This is a genomic window from Aureimonas sp. Leaf454, from assembly GCF_001424685.1.
Classification (GTDB): domain Bacteria; phylum Pseudomonadota; class Alphaproteobacteria; order Rhizobiales; family Rhizobiaceae; genus Plantimonas.
The window spans coordinates 16131-34713 of sequence record NZ_LMQT01000023.1; the positions used below are offsets into that span (position 1 = coordinate 16131).

Genomic DNA, 18583 nt, shown 5'->3' on the forward strand with positions numbered 1-18583 from the left:
CCCGCTAGAGGGGGATGTCGTGCTCGTCGGCGAAGTCCGTCAGGAGCTGGCGCATCGTGCGCGTGCGGTGCCGATCCTCGATCAGTTCCATCATCGCCCGATGCAGCTTTTCCGCCGCGGTCGCGATCAGCATCGCCTTGACGGGACCGAGCGCGGACGGGGTCATCGAGATCGAGCGGAAGCCGAGCCCGACCAGCGCCATGGCGGAAAGCGGCTTGCTCGCCATCTCGCCGCAGAGCGTCACCGGCACGGAATTGCGCCGGCCGGCATCGAGAATCGTCTTCAGGGCCAGCAGGAACGGCGGCGAGAGGTCGTCGAACCGGCTCGCCATGCGGGCGTTGCCGCGGTCCACCGCCGAGAAGAACTGGAAGAGATCGTTCGACCCGATCGACACGAAGTCGACGAGTTGCATCAGCTCGTCCAGCTGGAACAGGAGCGAGGGCACCTCGATCATGGCGCCGAGCTTCAGCCGGCGCGGCATGACATGCCCGAACTTGGTGAGATGCTTGAACTCGCGGCTGACGAGATCGCGCGCCTGGCGCATTTCGGACAGCTCGGTGATCATCGGAAACATGACCCGCAGCTCCCGCCCGGCCGAGGCCTTCAGGAGCGCGCGAAGCTGCGTGCGCATCAGCCCGGGACGATCCAGAGCGAGGCGGATCGCGCGATATCCGAGCGCCGGATTCTCCTCCGGCGACTGGTGCAGATAGGGCAGGATCTTGTCGCCGCCGATGTCGAGCGTGCGGAAGGTGACCGGCCGGTTCTCGGCCGCGTCGAGGACGGAGGCGTAGAGACGCTCCTGCTCGCTCGCCTTCGGCATGGACGAGGCGATCATGAATTGCAGTTCGGTGCGGAAGAGCCCGATGCCGGCGGCGCCGGAGGCGTCCAGCTGCGGCAGGTCGACCAGGAGTCCCGCATTCATCATGAGATCGACCGGAACGCCGTCGCGCGTTTCGGCCGGCACGTCGCGCAGCGCACGATAGCGCTCCTGCCGGCGTGCGCGGAACTGCACCTTCTCGACGAAGACCTTCTCGACGTCGGCGGGCGGGCGCAGGTGAACGCTGCCGTCGTCGCCGTCGACGATGATCGCGTCGTTGTTCTCCGACATGGAGACGACGCCCTTCGCCTGCCCGACGACGGGCAGTCCGAGCGCGCGCGCGACGATCACGACATGGCTCGTGGCCGTGCCCTCCTCCAGGATCAAGCCCCGGATCTGTTCGCGGCGATAATCGAGAAGCTCGGCGGCGCCCATGGTCCGCGCCACGATGATCGCATCGCGCGGATCGTTCTCGTCCATGCCGATTTCGGGCCGTCCCATCAGCTGGCGCAGGAGGCGGTTGGCGAGATCGTCGAAATCGTGCATCCGCTCGCGAATGTACGGATCGGTCGTGTGCATCATGCGCGCGCGCATGTCGCTCTGGACCTTTTCCACCGCCGCTTCCGCCGTCAGGCCGTTGCGGATGGCCTCCTCCAGTCGGCGAACCCAGCCGCGATCGTGCGCGAACATGCGGTAGGCTTCGAGAACGGCGCGATGCTCGCCCTCGGCCGCGATGTCGCGGCGGGACAGCATGTCCTCGATGGAAATGCGCAGGAAGCCCAGCGCCTTTTCGAGGCGGGTGATCTCGGAATCGGCATCCTCGTTGAAGAGGTTCGTCACGACGACGCGCGGCTCGTGCAGGATCACGTGGCCGAGGCCGATGCCTTCGGCGAGCCCGATGCCGGCGAAGGAGACGGGACGGGAGAGATCGAGAACGACGCCCGGCCGCGACAAGCCTTCGAGGCTGCCCGCCGCGATCATCTCGGCGACGACCATAGCGACGGTCTCGAGCGCCTCGACCTCCTCCTCGCGATAGACCCGCTTGGCGCGGTTCTGGACGTCGAGCACGCCAAGCGTTCGGCCCGCGCGCAGGATCGGCACGCCGAGAAAGGCGTTGAACGGCTCCTCGCCGGTCTCGGGCAGATAGGTGAAGGCCGGGTGCTTCTGCGCTTCGGCGAGGTTCAGCGACCGCGCGGTTGCCGCGATCGTGCCGACGAGACCTTCGCCGAGGCGCAGCTGCGCCAGATGGACGGAGCCGGGATTGAGACCCTCGGTCGCGTAGAGCTCCAGCACCGCGTCGGCGCGCAGGACATAGATCGAGCAGACCTCGGCGACCATGTTCTGGGCGATCGAGCGCACGATCTGGTCGAGCCGCGCCTGCGGCTCCAGCGGCTCGGCCATCAACTCGCGGATGCGGCGCATCAGGACGCGTGGGCCGGAAGAATCGCTCCTGATCAAAGCCGTCGTCCCGTTGCCGTCTCGCATGCGAGGAGCTCCCTCAAGGCCGCGGCGGCGCCGCGTCCCGGGAGAGCATCATTTGACACCGCCGCCGCGGGCGGCGGAGCCGTGCGTCAAGCTTTGTCCAGACCGTAGACCGAATGCAAGCTGCGCACGGCGAGTTCCGAGAACTCCCCGTCGATGAGGATCGAGATCTTGATCTCGGAGGTCGTGATCGCACGGATGTTGATGCCGCGCTTGGCGAGAGCCTTGAAGGCGGTCGCCGCGACGCCGGTGTGCGAGCGCATGCCGACGCCGATCACCGAGACCTTGGTGAGGCCGGGCTCGGACTGCACCACGTCGTAGCGCATTTCCGACTTCGCCTTCTCCAGAATCGCCGTCGCCTTGGCGAGATCGCCGGCGGGGACCGTGAAGGTCATGTCGGTGCGCGTGCCGTCCTCGGAGATGTTCTGGACGATCATGTCGACGTTGACGCCGGCATCGGCCAGCGGCCCAAAGATCGCCGCGGCGACGCCCGGCTGGTCCTCGACGCGCCGGAGCGAGATCTGCGCCTCGTCCTTGGCATAGGCGATGCCGGTCACGACCTGCTGTTCCACGATGTCTTCCTCGTCGCAAATGAGCGTTCCGGGCGGATTCAGGAAATCGCCCATGCCGGGCGCATCGGGATCCTCGAAGGAGGATCGCACGAAGAGCCGTACCTTGTGCACCATGGCAAGTTCGACCGAGCGCACCTGGAGGACCTTGGCGCCGAGCGAGGCCATTTCCAGCATTTCCTCGAAGGAAATGCGCGACATGCGCCGAGCCTTCGGCTCGACGCGAGGATCGGTCGTGTAGACGCCGTCGACGTCAGTGTAGATGTCGCAGCGATCGGCCTTAATGGCGGCGGCCACCGCGACGGCGGACGTGTCGGAGCCGCCGCGCCCGAGCGTCGCGATGCGGTTGTCGGGCGCGATGCCCTGGAAGCCCGCGAGCACCGCGACCTGCCCATCGGCGAAGCGGCGCACGATCTCGGATCCGTCGATCTCCTGGATGCGGGCCGCGCCATGCGCGCCGTCCGTCTGGATCGGCACCTGCCAGCCCATCCAGGAGCGCGCGTTGATCCCCATGGACTGCAGCGTGATCGCGAGAAGCCCGGCCGTCACCTGCTCGCCGGACGCCACCACGGCGTCGTACTCGCGGGCGTCGTGCATGGGCGATGCCTGGCGGCACCAGTCCACGAGCTCGTTCGTCTTGCCGGACATGGCGGACACGACGACGGCGACCTGATGGCCGGCGTCGACTTCGCGTTTCACGTGCCGCGCGACATTGCGGATGCGATCGATGTCGGCGACCGAAGTGCCGCCGAATTTGAGAACGAGACGCGCCATGATGGGAATACGAAGCCTGGAAAGGCGGCTTGCCGGACCGCGAAACTTGAAAAATCTCGAGCCGCGGAGCACTCGTCGGATCACTCCCGGCGCGCCGGGGTTAGCCGAAATGATCGGGTTTCGCAAGAATGGACGCGGCACCGGCGTGGGCGGGTGGCCCCGGCAATGGGACCGGACCGTTCGGGTCGGCGGTCGACCCGGGGGGTCGGCGGTCGACCCGGGGGGACGGTACTCCTGCATGTAGGTTCGTGCGGATTGTCCGGGACGAAGCTCCCGGATGCGGAGGAGCGTGGCCGCGACGTCGGATCGTCGCAGATCCGCTCGATGTCGTCGCGCGTTTCGTGCGCCCGCTTGACTTCCTGGGCCGCCAACAGACCTAAGACACGATGAACCGACGGATGGGAACGGCGATGAGCGAAGCGCGGGCGACGACGATCGATGACGGCGAAGTCGAACGCTTCTCGCGACTCGCCGCGGAATGGTGGAATCCGGTCGGCAAGTTCAAGCCGCTGCACAAGTTCAATCCCGTGCGCCTCGCCTACATCCGCGAGCAGGTCGCCATGACCTTCGGACGGGATGCGACGGGGACGAGGCCCTTCGAGGGCCTGTCCATGCTCGACATCGGCTGCGGCGGCGGTTTGATCGCCGAGCCCCTCGCGCGGCTCGGCGCCCGTGTCGTCGGAGCGGATGCATCGCAGACCAATATCGAGGTCGCCCGTCTCCATGCCGCCGAGAGCGGCCTTGCGATCGACTATCGCGCCACCACGGCGGAGGCGATCGCGGCCGGCGGCGAGCGGTTCGACGTCGTTCTCGCGCTCGAGGTCGTCGAGCACGTCTCCGACGTCGACTACTTCCTGACCTCCTGCGCGGACATGGTGAAGCCGGGCGGCCTTCTCTTCGTCGCGACCATCAACCGGACGCTCAAAGCGCTCGGCTTCGCCATCGTGGGCGCGGAATACGTGCTCGGCTGGCTCCCGAAGGGCACGCATCAATATTCCAAGCTGGTGCGTCCCGAAGAGATCCGCGCCCCGGTGGAGGCGGCCGGCCTCGAGTTCATCGACGAGACCGGCGTCGTCTACCATCCCCTGGCGGATGCGTGGCGCCGCTCTCGCGATCTCGACGTCAACTACATGGTCCTCGCGCGCCGGCCCTGATCATCGGCGGCCGCGCGACAACGCGGCGTCGCAGCCGGCATTTGATCGCGGCGCGGGATCTGCTACTCCAATCCTGCCGAACGCAGTCAACTTTCCGGCCGGAGACCGAAGCGAGACCCGTCTCGCTCGGGCTTGGCCAGAGCCAGGATATGACATGGCAGCCCGATCCGCCTTCGCATGGACGCCCGAGCCACGCGTGCTCGCCTTCCCGCATTGCCCGACCTTCGAGCGTCTGGGCGCCGCGCCCCGCCTCAGCGAAGCCGAGCGCGGCGATCTCGACCGCCTCCGCTGGCTGTTTCTGAAGAGCCGACTCGCGCCGAAGCCCGACCTCGACAAAGCCTGCTTCCTTCTCGCGGGCGGCGAAGGCGCGTCCGTCGAACGCTACGGCTTCGCCTTCTTCGGGGGCCTTGGCGTCCATGGCCTGCGCGAGATGAGCTTCTACCGTCCGGGCGCGAAGGGCGCGAGCGAGGACGAGATCTGGCTGATGCGGCTCGTCTCGTGCTGGCGGCGCGGCGAGGAAAAGGCCGCCGCGGCCCTTGTGGCCTGGCGGGTCGCCGAGCCCGGCCGGCGCTGGATGCGCTTCCTGTCCGCGGGCATGGTGCGCCTGCTCGACACCTCGCCGGAGCAGGGCACCACATCCGGGCGATCCGACGCTCTTTAGAATGATTCAAAACTGGGTTGAAGTCGGCGGATCGTTCGCTTAGATTGGAGTCATTCTAAGAAGCGGCGGCGACATCGTCGCACCGGAAGCGGCGGCAGCACCGCCAGTCAAGGAGAGCAACGATGGCACTGGTGGCAGCAAAGATCGACCCGACCGCCAAGGAAGAGATCGTCAACGGCCTGACGCAGGCCGTCGCCGAGACCTCCATCGAGACGATGAAGGCGCAGAACTTCCACTGGAACGTGACCGGCATGTCCTTCGGGCCGCTGCACGAGCTGTTCCAGAAGATCTACGAGGATCACTTCGAGGGCCAGGACCTGCTCGCCGAGCGCATCAAGCAGTTCGACGTCCATGCCGAAGGCCGCTACTCGGTGTTCCTGGAGCGCTCCAAGGTCGAGGAGCATGACGGCCGGACCGATGCCAAGACGATGATCGAGGTCCTCCTGAAGGATCAGGAGACGATCTCCGGTACGCTGTCCGCCCTCGCGCAGGTCGCCGACGAGCATGGCGACTACGCCACCAACGATCTCGCGACCGCCCGCATCGAGGCCCACGACAAGTTCGCCTGGATGCTCCGCGCCCATCTGAAATCCACCGCCGCCTGAGGCAGCGTCCTCGACGCGATGAAAGAGCCTCGCCGGTCAGCCGGCGGGGCTTTTTTCCGACTCGTTCGGTGCGACCGCGACTTCATCCGCGGTTTCCTCGCGGATCGGGCATTCGACGCCCTCCATCTCGCATTTGCGCCGGTAGGACATGATCCAGAATCCGGGATTGCGGGTGGCCTCGGCGAGGCGGCCGACGAGACCTTCGATGAAGGCTTTCTTCGCCGCGCCGCCGCCATGGCGCGGAAACATGTCCTTCTCCATCTTGGTCATGGAGCAGCCGATGCAGCGGCCCTGGCGCTTGTATTTGCACACGTCGACGCAGGGGCTCGGCACGCGTGCCCAGAGATCGAGATCACCGTCGAAACGGATGGTGTCGGACATGAGGAACTCCCCGATCAGGCCGCGAGGTCGGCGCGGCGCTCTTCCAGCTTGTCGAGCGGACAATCGGCGCCCTTCCTCTCGCAGCGGCGGCGATACATGCGGGACCAGTAGCCGTAGCGGTCCTTGGCGGCGAGCCGCCCGGCCAGCATCTCGAAGAACGGCCGGATCTCGGCCTTGCCCTTCAGGCGCTTGAAGCGCTTCTTCTCGGGCTTGGTCATCTGGCAGCCGATGCAATGCCCGGCATCGCGGAACTTGCAGACGTCGATGCAGGGCGACGGGGCCTTCGCCCAGATCTTGGCCAATGTCGGCTCCTCATGTCCTCTCGGCTCCGCGCGAGATGCGGCGCGGGCGTCGATCAGTTCTTGTCTTCCGGGAGGGGCGGCAGCGGAAGGGCCGCGATGCCCTCCTCCATCAGGCCCTTCACCTCGACCGGCGAGGCCTCGCCGTAGATGCGGCGCTCGTCGGCTTCGCCGTAATGGATCTTGCGCGCTTCCTCCGCGAAAGCCGGCCCGACATAGTCGGCATTGGCGCGGACCTCGCGGGACATTGCCCTCAGTGCCGCCATCATGCGGCTGGCCTCGGCGGGCGAGCGCTCGTCGCGCGTTCCGGAGACCGCCGGCCGCATCAGCGCCTTGGCGATCTCGGTCGAGCCGCAAACGGGACAGGTGACGAGGCCGCGGGATACCTGTCCCTCGAAATCCTCTCCCGATCGAAACCAGCCGTCGAAATCATGCGCCGCGGCTTCGCAGCGCAGCGCGAAGTGGATCACTCAGCCGCCTCGGAGGAAGCCGGCGCCGCCGAGGAGACGGGGCCGGAGCCGGTGGCATCGAGAACGGAAAACTCGCGGGCGTTCTTGAGGTTGGGAATCTTGCCGCGGGCATCGGCGACGAGCGCGGTGTCGATCTCGGCCACCGCGATGCCCGGCTCGTCGCCCGCGACCTCGGCCAGGACCCGGCCCCAGGGGTCGATGATGATGGAATGGCCATAGGTCTCGCGCCCATCCTCGTGTCGCCCGCCTTGCGCGGCGGCGATGACGAAGGCGCCGTTCTCGATGGCGCGGGCGCGCAAGAGGACGTGCCAATGCGCCTCGCCGGTCTGCCGGGTGAAGGCGGCGGGCGCGGTCAGGATCTCGGCCCCGGCCATGGCCTCGGCGCGAAAGATCTGGGGAAAGCGCATGTCGTAGCAGACGGCGAAGCCGAGCCGCGCTGGACCGCCGGGCAGGTCGAGATCGGCGACCGTCGCCGCGTCGCCGGGACGATAGGTGTTCGATTCCCGCCAGCTTTCGCCGTTGGCGAGATCGACGTCGAACATGTGGATCTTGTCGTAGGTCGCGCCGACGCCGCCATCGGGCCGGAACAGGAAGGCCCGGTTGGCGACCTTGCCGCCCTCGACGGCGACCGCGACCGAGCCGACATGGATGAAGACGCCGTGACGCCGGGCGAGATCGGACGCGGTGGCGACGATCACGTCGTCGCTCTCGGTCTTCAGTCGCGCGTCGAGGCCGGCCCGGTCGCGCTGGACCATGCCGGTCATTTCCGGCGACTGGAGGTAGGTCGCGCCGGCTTCCACCGCCTCTGCGACGAGGCGCGTCAGCGTGCGGGCGTTCTCGTCGGGATCGATGCCCGAGCGCATCTGGAGAACGGCGGCCTTGAAGACGCTCATCGCGGGGCTCCCAGCAGGAGGGGTGGGCGGGAAGACGGCCGGCGGTCAGGCCGCCAGAAGGGCATCGAGTTCGCCCTTGCGATCGAGCGCGTGCAGGTCGTCGCAGCCGCCCACATGGGTCGTGCCGATGAAGATCTGCGGAAAGGTGGAGCCGCCCTTGGAGCGCTCGACCATCTCCCGTCGGAGCTCGGGCGCGTTCGTCGCGTCCTTCTCCTCGTAGGAGACGCCCTTCTTCTCCAGAAGCTGCTTGGCGCGTGCGCAGTAGCCGCAGAACTGGCGTGTGTAGATGACGACGTCGGTCATGGCGAAACCTGAAAGGAACGGATGGCGTCCCTTCGATATGGACGCCTCATGCCCCGGCTGCAACCCTTGCGAAGGCGAGAACGTCGACCTCCCTCGCCCCGGCTCTCTTCAGGGCGCGCGTCGCGCTGGAGACGGTCGCGCCGGTCGTGAAGACGTCATCGATGAGAAGGACGCGGCGGCCCGCGATCTCGGCCGTGCGCTCGGGCGCGACCTTGAAGGCGCCCCGCACGTTCAGGCGCCGCTCGGCGGGTCCGAGCCCGACCTGCGCGCGGGTCTGCTTGATGCGCAGCAGCGCGCGGGGCGCATAGGCGATGCCGGACGCGCTCGCGATCCGTCGCGCGAGTTCCGCCGACTGGTTGAAGCGCCGCCGCCAAAGACGTCCGGCATGCAGCGGCACCGGCACGACGACGTCGGCATCGGCCAGGAGTTCGCCGCCGGCACGCGACATCCAAGCCGCCATCAGCGGCACGAGATCCGTGCGGTCGTTGTATTTCAGCGATCCGACGAGGCGGGCGGCGAGGTCGCGATAGATCACGGCGGCGCGCAGGCGCGCGAAGGGCGGCGGGTCCGCGATCGCCTCGGCGCTGAGGAAGCCCTTGCCCAGATCGTAGGAGAAGGGCAGTCCCAACACTTCGCAATAGGGCCGCTCGATGAAGGACAGTCCCTTCCAGCAGTCCGCGCACAGCGCATGCGACCGTTCGACGGCGGCCTGGCAACCCGCGCAGACCGGAGGAAACAGGAAACGGCCGATCGAACCCTGGATGAAGCGCCCGCCTTCCTTCAACAAGCCCATCCCCGCCTCCCGATTCTTCCCGTCCGCCGCGTCGCCGCCGTCTCCGCCCGATCTTGACGATACGCGCCTCGCCGTCAGCTACAAGAGCCGGAGCAGAGTGCGACAACGCGGATCGAGGACGGGAACGAGCGTTTTCGCCAGAGGTCGAGGACACCGCCAAGGTCGCCGCGCGGCGCAGCGCGGCCGCAGGCGGAGTCGATCGGATCCTTTGGGAAAGCGCCGGCCGCCGTCGATCCGGCGGGACGCATTCGATTCCGGCGCCGGACGACGACCGTCCGGTTCCTCTTCGACAGCAGCGTGGACGAATGCGATGAGCGATACCGATATCTTCGACCGCGAGCTTCTCGACAGCCGTCGGCGGCGACGTGCGGCCGATCCGGAGGCCGGAGGCGCGCGGTTTCTCCTGAAGGCGGTCGCAGAGGAGCTCGCGGAGCGCCTGTCGCTGGTCGACCGTCGCTTCGAGGTCGCCCTCGACCTCGCGGGACATACCGGCGAGATGGCGGACGCGCTGGCGGCGGGAGGGCAGATCGGGTCGCTCGTGCGACTGGAGCGCGATCCGGCGCTCCTGCGCGACGTCGACGGGCTCTGCATCGTCGGCGACGAGGAGGCACTGCCGATCGGCGCCGATCAGGTCGATCTCGTGGTTTCGGCGCTCTCGCTCCACCTCACCAACGACACGCCGGGCGCCATCGTCCAGGCGCGGCACGCGCTGAAGCCGGACGGCTTGTTCCTGGCGGCGGCCCTCGGCGGCGACACGCTCGGCGAACTGCGCGCCTCGCTGATCGCGGCCGAGACGGAGCTCACCGGCGGCGCTTCGCCGCGCGTCGCGCCCTTCATCGACATCCGCGACGCCGGCGGCCTGCTGCAGCGGGCCGGGCTGGCGCTCCCCGTGGTCGATCAGGACCGGATCACGGTGCGCTACGATACGATGTTCGAGCTGATGCGGGACCTTCGCAACATGGGCATGGCGAACATGCTGCGTCAGCGCATCCGCAAGCCCGCGACGCGCCAGCTCTTTCTGCGCGCGGCGCAGATCTATGCGGAGCGCCATTCGGACGCCGACGGGCGGGTGCGGGCCACGTTCGACGTCGTCTATCTCTCCGGCTGGAAGCCGCACGAGAGCCAGCAAAAGCCGCTGAAGCCGGGCAGCGCCAAGGCGAGCCTCGCCGAAGCGTTGAAGGATCGCTCCCGCCTCAGCTGACGGAGCCGAAGAACTGCTGGAACGCGGCCGTGAAGTCGTGGGCCATCATCCCGAGGCTGGCGGCGATCGAAGCCGCCAGCAACCCGGCGATGATTCCGAATTCGGCGGCGGTGGAGCCGGTCTTCTCGCCGAGAAGATGGCGGGCAAGGCGAAACAGCCGGCCGACCGATCGCAGGTGGACGATCAACACGCGCCCCGCTGCGTCCCGTCGGGGAAGAGCAGGCATGGCTCCTGGCTCGGGCGCAGCACGCTGCGGCGTAGCGTGTAGCGGTCGATGGTCGGCTTGTTGGTGCCGGTCACCGTCTGGTCGAGCGAGGCGCGCTCGTCGGCCACCTGATGCGCGTGGCGGTCGGCGGCCGGAACGATGATCAGCGACAGGGCGGCCGCGATCGAACCGAAGAGAAGCGTCGCGCGGAACAACCCGGTGCGGGCCTCCGCGATGCCGTTCGTCACCGAGCGGCCCTTGTTCGTATCGAGCTCTTTCACGCTGCGACCTCCAGACCTCGCGGACCCGGTGGAATCGGGTCCTTTCGCTTCCGGACCGTGCAAGAAACCCGTGAACAATGATTTAAACGCGAAACGTCAGGTTCACTTGGCGTTCACGAGATCTGCAAACTCTTGGGGTCAGCCGAGAAGATCGACGAGGAAGGGGATGAGCGGTGCGTCGGCGGGCGGCATGGGATAGTCGCGGAGCGCGCCCGGCCGAACCCATTTGAGGCGCTGCCCCTCGAGCGGCGCGGCGATGCCTTCGAAGCGCCGGCAGACGTAAAGGGGCATCAGCAAATGAAAATCCGCGTAGGCGTGGCTGGCGAAGGTCAGCGGCGCGAGGCAGGCGGCCTTCGTCACGATGCCGATCTCCTCTTCGAGTTCGCGGATCAGCGTCTCCTCCGGCGTCTCCCCCGGCTCGACCTTGCCGCCGGGAAACTCCCAGAGTCCGGCCAGGGTCTTGCCTGCCGGACGCTCCGCCAGAAGGATGCGATTGTCCGCATCGACGAGGGCGCAGGCCGCGACGAGCAGCATCTTCTTCGTCGGCATGGTCAACACTTCCTTCAGGTCGAACCCGCGGACGCGGCCGGCGGCGCGCGGTAGACGTAGCGATAGGCTTCGACGAAGCCGAGGCGGCGATAGAGCGCCAGTCCGGCGGCGTTGCCGGCTTCCACCTGGAGCCACCCGGTGCGGGCGCCCTTGTGCTGCACGTGGCGCAGCGCCGCCGCGACCAGCGCGCGCCCGATGCCCTGTCCACGAACCGCCTCGTCGACCGCGACGTCGAGCACGCCCGCCAGGTCGGCGTCATGCACGGCCAGCGCGACGGCCAAGGGCCGCTCGTCCGCATCCTCCTGGACGAAGAGGGCGGTCGGCGGCTCGATCGCGTCGAGGATCGCGGCGAGGCCCGCCCGCGCGTCGTCGCCTCGCCGGTGGACGCGAAGGCTCGCCTCGACGTAGCGCGCGGGATCGTGGATGGGGATGCGGTCGACCGCACCGGACAGATCGATGGCGCCGAGATCCCCGGTGAAGACGATCGACTCGCCGAAGCTCGACCAGCCCGCGCCGTCGAGATGCTCGACGAGCACCTTCGGCGCGAGCGGCGACTGGCGAAACAGCAGAGGCCGGCCGAACTCGGCGAAACGCGCCTGCGCACGGGCGATTCGATCCTCCAGATCGGCGTGATCGGACGGATCGAGCGGATTGACGGAGTTCAGGCGCTTGGCCGACGAGCCCTTCGTCAGGCGCACGGCCCAAGTGCCGTCGAAAGCGGTCGCCGTCGCCGGCCAGGCGCGAAAACCGGCCGCCTCCAGCCGCCGGACGATCGCCAGCCGCCGCACGGCGGCGTCAGCTCCGGTAGTCGCCATTGATCTCGACATAGGCCTTGGTGAGGTCGCACCCGTACACGGTCCAGCGACCCGTCCCGAGACCGAGCTCGACGCGGATCGGAACTTCCGGCCGCTGCATGACCGCCGTCGCGGCTTCATCGGAATAGTCGGGATCGCGCTCGCCCTTGAACGCGACGCGAACCTCGCCGAAATGGATGGTCAACCTGTCGCGATCGGCCCGCTCGCCCGCCTTGCCGACCGCCATGACGACGCGGCCCCAATTGGCGTCGCCGCCGGCGACGGCGGTCTTCACCAGGGGGGAGTTGGCGATGGAGAGCGCGATGCGCTTGGCGGCGGCGTCGCTCGCGGCGCCCTCGACGGTCACTTGGATCTCGTGCCGCGCGCCCTCCCCGTCCCGCGCGACCTGGCGCGCGAGGTCGATCAGCATCTCGCCGAGCGCGGCCCGGAACGCGTCGAGCCGGGAATCGGCAGGATCTGCGATCTCGGCCGCGCCGCGCCGCGTCGACGCGCCCGTCGCGATGATGAGCAGCGTGTCGGAGGTGGAGGTGTCGGAATCCACCGTCACCGAGTTGAAGCTCGGCTCCACGGCGGCCGACAGCAACGCCTGCAGCGCCTTCGGCGCGATCGCGGCATCGGTCGCCAGGAACGAGAGCATCGTCGCCATGTCGGGCGCGATCATGCCTGCGCCCTTGGCGATCCCGTTCAGCGTGACGGGGACGCCGTCGATCTCGACGGTCCGCGTGGCGAGCTTGGGATAGGTGTCGGTCGTTATGATCGCGTCGGCGGCGTCGCGCCAGCGCCCGCCATCCGCCTCGCGCGCCATCCCGTCGAGGAGATGGGCGAACTTGCCCGCGTCCAGCGGCTCGCCGATGACGCCGGTGGAGGCGAGGAAGACCTCGCTCGTGCGGCATCCCACGGCTTCCGCGGCGGCGACCGCCGTCATCGCGGTGGTCTCGCGACCCTTGAGGCCGGTGAAGGCGTTGGCATTGCCGGAATTGACGACCAGCGCCCGGATGCGCCCGCCCTTCAGGCTGTCGCGGCAGAAGTCGACGGGGGCGGAGGGACAGAGCGAGCGGGTGAAGACGCCGGCGACGGACGCCGGCTCGTCCAGGACCATCATCAGGACGTCGGTGCGCCCCTTGTACTTGATGCCGGCCGCGGCCGTCGCGATGCGAAGGCCGTCGATGGGGCCGAGTTCGGCATAGGTGACCGGAGCCAGCGGCGAGACGTCGTGCGACATGAAGCGGGACCTCGAAGCATCCACCAAGCGGCCGGCGTCGCGCCGGCCCGTTTCCGGCGGAACCGTGAGCCCGGTGCCGCCGCGGCACCGGGTATCTCCGGTTTCGCCGCGGAATGCCAGATGCGTTGCGCGCAAGCCGGTCCGAGGCCGGAGCCGCAGGCCGGCGGCGAAGCGAACCCGCGCCCGATGGCCGGGCGGGCCTGGGCCGTATTACTGGGCGGGGGCCGGGGCCGCGCCGGCGGGAGCTGCGCCGTCCGGCGCGACGGCGCCTTCCGACATGGCCTTCTCCATCGCCTCGACCTGGCCCTTCATGGCGGGATCGACATACTCGACCTTCAGCGCCTCCCGGGCCTTCTGGACGATCTCCATGTATTTCTCGCGCATCACGACCTGCCGGACCTGTTCCTTCACCTGATCGAAGGCCGGCTGGGGCTGCGGGCGCTTCTCCGTGACCTGGATCACGTGCCAGCCGAACTGCGTCTCCACCGGCTCCTTGGTGTAGGTGCCGACCGGCAGGGCGTAGGCGGCCTTCTCGAAGGGCGGGACCATCTGCCCGGGCCCGAAGAAGCCGAGATCGCCGCCTTCCGGACCGGTCGGGCCGGACGACTTCGACGCCGCCAGGGTCATGAAGTCCGCGCCGCCGTCGAGTTCCTTGATCACGGCCAAGGCCTCGTCCTTGGTCTTCACCAGGATGTGGCGGGCATGGATCTCCTCGACCGGCTTGATCTTGGCGACCTCCGCGTCGTAGCGGGCCTTCAGCTCAGCGTCGGTGATGGCGTCGACGCCGGTCTTCTGGAAATAGGCGTTGTGCAGGGCGCGCTCGCGCAGGAAGGCGACCCGGGCCTTGACGGCGGGATCGTCGCCGATCTTGGCCTTCTCCGCCTCCTGGGCGAGCGACTTGATGTCGATCAACGCCGACAGGACGGCGAGCTTGCGCTGCTCGGGCGGCATCTTGCCGAACTGCTCGCCGAGATCGGCTTCGGCCAGCTTCAGCTCGCCCTCCGTGATCGACTGCGAGCCGACCTTGGCGACGACGTCGGCATCGGCGGCCCGGGCAGCCGGGACGGCGGCGAGAAGCGGAATCAGGGACGCGGCGGCAAGGAGCGTGCGCTGGAGGGAGGTCATCATGGTTCCTCGGATGGGATGGGCTCGTGCGAACGCGGCGGACGATCCCGATGGACGTCCCGGCCCGATGGGCGTGCCGGCACGAAGCTGGAGCGTTGAAAGTCTTGGCTTTGCGGTGTTTTCAGGGCCACGCCGACGCCTTTCGGCGACGTTGACATCGCTTTGCCCCCCTCTTATCTCTCCGTCGTCGTTCAAGTCCAGCGGCCGAGCCTCTCGAATGACGCACGAAACCTTGAGCCGGCTCGCCCCGAACGCAGGGTCAAACAGCCCCCAACCTTTTCCGCTCGCGAGGCGTTGCTCGTGACGAACGGGCGCCAGCGGGGTGAACCGCAGACCACGGACGCCGTCGCGCGGCCGGACGGACGCGTTTCTCCCGCCGCACCGGACATTCTCTAGAAAGGCCTGTTCATGGTCAGTTTCGGCGGTCTCGCCCGCATGCTGCTCGGCTCCTCGAACGATCGCATCGTGCGGCGCTTCGAGCCTTTCGTGCGCCAGATCAATGCGCTCGAACCCGATCTGGAGCGACTTTCGGACGCCGATCTCGCCGCGCGCACCGTGACGTTCCGGCAGGAGATCGCCAACGGCAAGCCGGTGGACGACCTTCTCGTTCCCGCCTTCGCGACGGCCCGAGAGGCAGCGCGCCGGGCGCTCGGCATGCGCCATTTCGACGTCCAGCTGATCGGCGGCATGGTCCTCAACAAGCGGTCGATCGCCGAAATGCGCACCGGCGAGGGCAAGACCCTCATGGCGACGCTGCCCGTCTACCTCAACGCGCTCGCCGGCAAGGGCGCGCATGTCGTGACCGTCAACGACTACCTCGCCTCGCGCGACGCGGAATGGATGGGGCGGGTCTACCGCTTCCTCGGCCTTTCCACCGGCATCATCGTCCATGGCCTGTCGGACGGCGAGCGCCGCGCGGCCTATGCCTGCGACATCACCTATGCGACGAACAACGAACTCGGCTTCGACTATCTGCGCGACAACATGAAGTACGAGCGCGAACAGATGGTCCAGCGCGGCCATCACTTCGCGATCGTCGACGAGGTGGACTCGATCCTCATCGACGAGGCGCGCACGCCCCTCATCATTTCCGGCCCGCTCGACGATCGCTCGGACCTCTACAAGACGATCGACGCCTTCATCCCCCAGCTCTCGGCGGAGGACTACGAGGTCGACGAGAAGCAGAAGCAGGTCTCCTTCACCGAGGACGGCACCGAGAAGCTGGAGCGCCTGCTGGAGGCCGCGGGCCACCTCGTCGGCGCCTCGCTCTACGACATCGAGAATGTCGCGATCGTCCACCACGTCAACAACGCGCTAAAGGCCCACAAGCTGTTCCAGCGCGACAAGGACTACATCGTTCGCAACGACGAGGTGGTCATCATCGACGAGTTCACCGGCCGCATGATGCCGGGCCGGCGCTTTTCGGAAGGCCTGCACCAGGCGCTCGAGGCCAAGGAGCACGTCACCGTCCAGCCGGAAAACCAGACGCTCGCCTCGATCACCTTCCAGAACTATTTCCGCATGTACGAGAAGCTCGCCGGCATGACCGGCACCGCTTCGACGGAAGCGGCCGAATTCGGCGACATCTACGGGCTCGACGTCCTCGAAATCCCGACGAACCTTCCGGTCCAGCGCATCGACGAGGACGACGAGGTCTATCGCACGGCGGAAGAAAAATACCGGGCGATCGCCACGGAGATCAAGGACGCGGCCGCACGCCGCCAGCCGATCCTCGTCGGAACGACCTCGATCGAGAAGTCGGAGATGCTGGCCGAGCGGCTGGCCAAGGACGGGCTCACCGGCTTCCAGGTCCTCAATGCGCGCCATCACGAGCAGGAGGCCTTCATCGTCTCCCAGGCCGGCGTTCCCGGCGCCGTGACGATCGCGACCAACATGGCCGGCCGCGGCACCGACATCCAGCTCGGCGGCAATGCCGACATGCGCATCGAGCACGAGCTGAAGGACATGCCGGAGGGCCCCGAGCGGACCGCCGCCGAGGCCGCGATCCGCGAGGACATCAAGCGCCTGAAGCAGGTCGCTTTGGACGCCGGCGGCCTCTACGTGCTCGCCACCGAACGCCACGAATCACGCCGCATCGACAACCAGCTCCGCGGCCGCTCCGGCCGCCAGGGCGATCCCGGCCGCTCCAAGTTCTACCTGTCGCTCCAGGACGACCTGATGCGGATCTTCGGATCCGAGCGCATGGACACGATGCTGACCCGCCTCGGTCTCAAGGAGGACGAGGCAATCGTCCATCCCTGGATCAACAAAGCCCTGGAGAAGGCGCAGAAGAAGGTCGAGGCCCGCAATTTCGACATCCGCAAGAATCTCCTGAAATACGACGACGTGATGAACGACCAGCGCCGCGTCATCTTCGAGCAGCGGCTCGAACTGATGGATGCGGAAGGGCTGACCGAGACGATCACGGACATGCGCCACGAGGTCGTGGAAGGCCTCGTCGCGCGCCATATCCCGGAAAAGGCCTATCCCGAGCAGTGGAACACGGCGGAGCTGAAGGCCGAGGTCCTCGAATTCCTCAATCTCGACCTGCCGATTCCGGAATGGGCGAACGAGGAAGGCATCGACGACAACGACCTGCGCGAGCGCATCCGCAGCGCCGCAGACCAGTATTACACGGCCAAGACCGAGCGCTTCGGCGCCGAGATCGCGACCTATGTCGAGCGCTCCATCGTTCTTCAGACGATCGATGCGCTGTGGCGCGAGCATCTGGTCAATCTGGACCACCTGCGCTCGGTCGTCGGCTTCCGCGGCTATGCCCAGCGCGATCCGCTGAACGAGTACAAGTCGGAGGGCTTCGAGCTCTTCCAATCGATGCTCGCCCAGCTTCGCCAGCGCACCACGGCACAGCTGATGCGCGTCGAGATCCAGCGCCAGGAAACGCCGACGGCTGCGCAGGAGCTCGGCATCCTCCCGCAGATGTCGGAGCATCACGTCGACGCCTCGACGGGCGAGGACGAGATCGCGGACGACTTCGATCCGAACGATCCGACGAGCTGGGGCGAGATCGGCCGGAACGAGCCCTGCCCCTGCGGCTCCGGCCGCAAGTTCAAGCACTGCCACGGCGCCTACGTCGTCGAAGCCTAGAGCCTCACAACGACGTCGTTCGGACGGTTTGCCGGCCCGTGGACCGCTTGCGGTTCGCGGGCCGCTTCGTCCGTGAGAGCCTCGACCGATCGGAAAGCCCGCCATGAGAACCGTTCTCGCCCTCGCCCTCGGCGTTGCCGTCCTTCCCGCCGCGGCCGACGCACATCCCGCGCAGCTGGAGGCCCTTGCGATGGCGAGACCGCCCCTCGCGCCCGCTGGAGAACGCCTCGAGGCAGTCACCGGAAGCGGTGCGACGTCGGCAGGGCCGAGCGGCGTCCGCGCGCCGTTCCGCGAGCGTCCCGCACCGGTCCCGGCGCTTCGTCTGGCGCAAGCGGGCGGCCATGACGGTCACGCCGGCCACGACATGGGTGCCATGCCGGCGGAGGCCGCCGCGTCGGCCGAAGCCCATCCGAGCGCGACGCCCGGCAGCGCCACGGTCGGATCGATCCGGATCGAGGGCGGCTTCGTGCGGGCGATGCTGCCCGGACAGAAGGTCGGCGGCGGCTATCTCACCATCGTGAACACCGGCGTCGACGCGGACCGGCTTCTGTCCGTCTCGACCGACGCCGCCCGACGCGGTTCGTTGCACGAGATGGAGATGTCGGGGGACGTGATGAGGATGCGCGAGCTGGCGGGCGGGATCGACATCCCGGCCGGCGGCAGCGTGTCGCTGTCGCCCGGCGGCACGCATCTGATGTTCACGGAGGTCGACCGACCCTTCGCGACGGGCACCGCCGTCGAGGTGACGCTGGTGTTCGAGCGGGCGGGCCCGGTGTCGGTCGTGCTCCCCGTCGCGGCGCCCGGCGCGAAGGCGGCCGGCGGCATCCACGACGGTCACCGTCCCTGACGACACGGTTTGGACGTCACGGGCCCAACCAA

General features: G+C 68.0%; 20 protein-coding genes. 6 read left to right on the forward strand and 14 right to left on the reverse strand.

Features of this window, described 5'->3' with window-relative positions:
* Positions 1-4 precede the first annotated feature (4 nt).
* Positions 5-2272, reverse strand: coding sequence for a phosphoenolpyruvate--protein phosphotransferase (gene ptsP, locus ASG43_RS17745; RefSeq protein WP_056508383.1), 2268 nt, complete (start codon positions 2270-2272; stop codon positions 5-7).
* 116 nt (positions 2273-2388) lie between these two features.
* Positions 2389-3642 carry an aspartate kinase gene (locus ASG43_RS17750; protein ID WP_056507947.1) on the reverse strand — a complete coding sequence of 418 codons (1254 nt, stop codon included), beginning with the start codon at positions 3640-3642 and terminating at the stop codon, positions 2389-2391.
* Between the two features lie 410 nt (positions 3643-4052).
* On the opposite strand from ASG43_RS17750, the gene ubiG reads away from it, so the two are divergent.
* From ubiG to ASG43_RS17765, 3 genes are all read left to right on the forward strand, one after another.
* Positions 4053-4796 (forward strand): bifunctional 2-polyprenyl-6-hydroxyphenol methylase/3-demethylubiquinol 3-O-methyltransferase UbiG, encoded by a 744-nt coding sequence (ubiG, locus tag ASG43_RS17755; RefSeq protein WP_056508385.1) that lies wholly within the window; start codon positions 4053-4055, stop codon positions 4794-4796.
* A gap of 154 nt (positions 4797-4950) precedes the next feature.
* Positions 4951-5457: a hypothetical protein gene (locus tag ASG43_RS17760; RefSeq protein WP_056507949.1), complete on the forward strand. Its 507-nt coding sequence runs from the start codon at positions 4951-4953 to the stop codon at positions 5455-5457.
* A 122-nt stretch (positions 5458-5579) separates the two neighbouring features.
* Positions 5580-6062, forward strand: a complete 483-nt coding sequence (locus tag ASG43_RS17765; protein WP_056507951.1) for a DNA starvation/stationary phase protection protein — start codon at positions 5580-5582, stop codon at positions 6060-6062.
* Positions 6063-6098: 36 nt separating this feature from the next.
* On the opposite strand, the gene ASG43_RS17770 is transcribed toward ASG43_RS17765, so the two are convergent.
* The 6 genes from ASG43_RS17770 to ASG43_RS17795 are packed head-to-tail and all read right to left on the reverse strand — an operon-like array spanning position 6099 to position 9201.
* Positions 6099-6443 carry a DUF1289 domain-containing protein gene (locus ASG43_RS17770; RefSeq protein ID WP_056507953.1) on the reverse strand — a complete coding sequence of 115 codons (345 nt, stop codon included), beginning with the start codon at positions 6441-6443 and terminating at the stop codon, positions 6099-6101.
* Positions 6444-6457: 14 nt separating this feature from the next.
* Positions 6458-6745 carry a DUF1289 domain-containing protein gene (locus tag ASG43_RS17775; RefSeq protein WP_056507955.1) on the reverse strand — a complete coding sequence of 96 codons (288 nt, stop codon included), beginning with the start codon at positions 6743-6745 and terminating at the stop codon, positions 6458-6460.
* 53 nt (positions 6746-6798) lie between these two features.
* Positions 6799-7212, reverse strand: coding sequence for a DUF1178 family protein (locus tag ASG43_RS17780; protein ID WP_056507958.1), 414 nt, complete (start codon positions 7210-7212; stop codon positions 6799-6801).
* Positions 7209-8105: a carbon-nitrogen hydrolase family protein gene (locus ASG43_RS17785; RefSeq protein ID WP_056507960.1), complete on the reverse strand. Its 897-nt coding sequence runs from the start codon at positions 8103-8105 to the stop codon at positions 7209-7211. The genes ASG43_RS17780 and ASG43_RS17785 overlap by 4 nt, the downstream gene beginning before the upstream one ends.
* A gap of 45 nt (positions 8106-8150) precedes the next feature.
* On the reverse strand, positions 8151-8408 hold the full coding sequence (grxC, locus tag ASG43_RS17790) for a glutaredoxin 3 (RefSeq protein WP_056507962.1): 258 nt from the start codon (positions 8406-8408) through the stop codon (positions 8151-8153).
* Positions 8409-8454: 46 nt separating this feature from the next.
* Positions 8455-9201, reverse strand: coding sequence for a ComF family protein (locus tag ASG43_RS17795; RefSeq protein ID WP_056507964.1), 747 nt, complete (start codon positions 9199-9201; stop codon positions 8455-8457).
* A gap of 310 nt (positions 9202-9511) precedes the next feature.
* Here ASG43_RS17795 and ASG43_RS17800 point away from each other — a divergent pair, with 310 nt between their 5' ends.
* Entirely contained in the window at positions 9512-10402 is an 891-nt protein-coding gene (locus ASG43_RS17800; RefSeq protein ID WP_056507965.1) for a methyltransferase domain-containing protein, read from the forward strand.
* Here the strand turns inward: ASG43_RS17800 and ASG43_RS17805 are convergent.
* From ASG43_RS17805 to ASG43_RS17830, 6 genes are all read right to left on the reverse strand, one after another.
* On the reverse strand, positions 10395-10592 hold the full coding sequence (locus ASG43_RS17805) for a hypothetical protein (RefSeq protein ID WP_156386766.1): 198 nt from the start codon (positions 10590-10592) through the stop codon (positions 10395-10397). The two genes, ASG43_RS17800 and ASG43_RS17805, sit on opposite strands and share 8 nt — an antisense overlap.
* Positions 10586-10888, reverse strand: coding sequence for a hypothetical protein (locus tag ASG43_RS17810; RefSeq protein ID WP_056507968.1), 303 nt, complete (start codon positions 10886-10888; stop codon positions 10586-10588). The genes ASG43_RS17805 and ASG43_RS17810 overlap by 7 nt, the downstream gene beginning before the upstream one ends.
* Positions 10889-11026: 138 nt before the next feature.
* On the reverse strand, positions 11027-11437 hold the full coding sequence (locus tag ASG43_RS17815; protein WP_056507969.1) for a (deoxy)nucleoside triphosphate pyrophosphohydrolase: 411 nt from the start codon (positions 11435-11437) through the stop codon (positions 11027-11029).
* A 14-nt stretch (positions 11438-11451) separates the two neighbouring features.
* The gene (locus ASG43_RS17820; RefSeq protein WP_056507971.1) at positions 11452-12252 is read right to left on the reverse strand and encodes a GNAT family N-acetyltransferase; all 801 of its coding nucleotides are present in this window, start codon (positions 12250-12252) and stop codon (positions 11452-11454) included.
* A complete protein-coding gene (gene argJ / locus ASG43_RS17825) occupies positions 12233-13474 on the reverse strand; it encodes a bifunctional glutamate N-acetyltransferase/amino-acid acetyltransferase ArgJ (RefSeq protein ID WP_056507973.1) in 1242 nt (413 codons plus the stop codon). Before argJ ends, ASG43_RS17820 begins: the two co-directional genes overlap by 20 nt.
* Before the next feature lie 210 nt (positions 13475-13684).
* The gene (locus ASG43_RS17830; RefSeq protein WP_244488152.1) at positions 13685-14599 is read right to left on the reverse strand and encodes a peptidylprolyl isomerase; all 915 of its coding nucleotides are present in this window, start codon (positions 14597-14599) and stop codon (positions 13685-13687) included.
* Positions 14600-15007: 408 nt separating this feature from the next.
* Here ASG43_RS17830 and secA point away from each other — a divergent pair, with 408 nt between their 5' ends.
* Together secA and ASG43_RS17840 are read left to right on the forward strand one after the other, a co-directional pair.
* The gene (gene secA, locus ASG43_RS17835; RefSeq protein WP_056507975.1) at positions 15008-17704 is read left to right on the forward strand and encodes a preprotein translocase subunit SecA; all 2697 of its coding nucleotides are present in this window, start codon (positions 15008-15010) and stop codon (positions 17702-17704) included.
* 103 nt (positions 17705-17807) lie between these two features.
* Positions 17808-18551, forward strand: coding sequence for a copper chaperone PCu(A)C (locus ASG43_RS17840; protein ID WP_056507977.1), 744 nt, complete (start codon positions 17808-17810; stop codon positions 18549-18551).
* Positions 18552-18583: the final 32 nt, after the last annotated feature.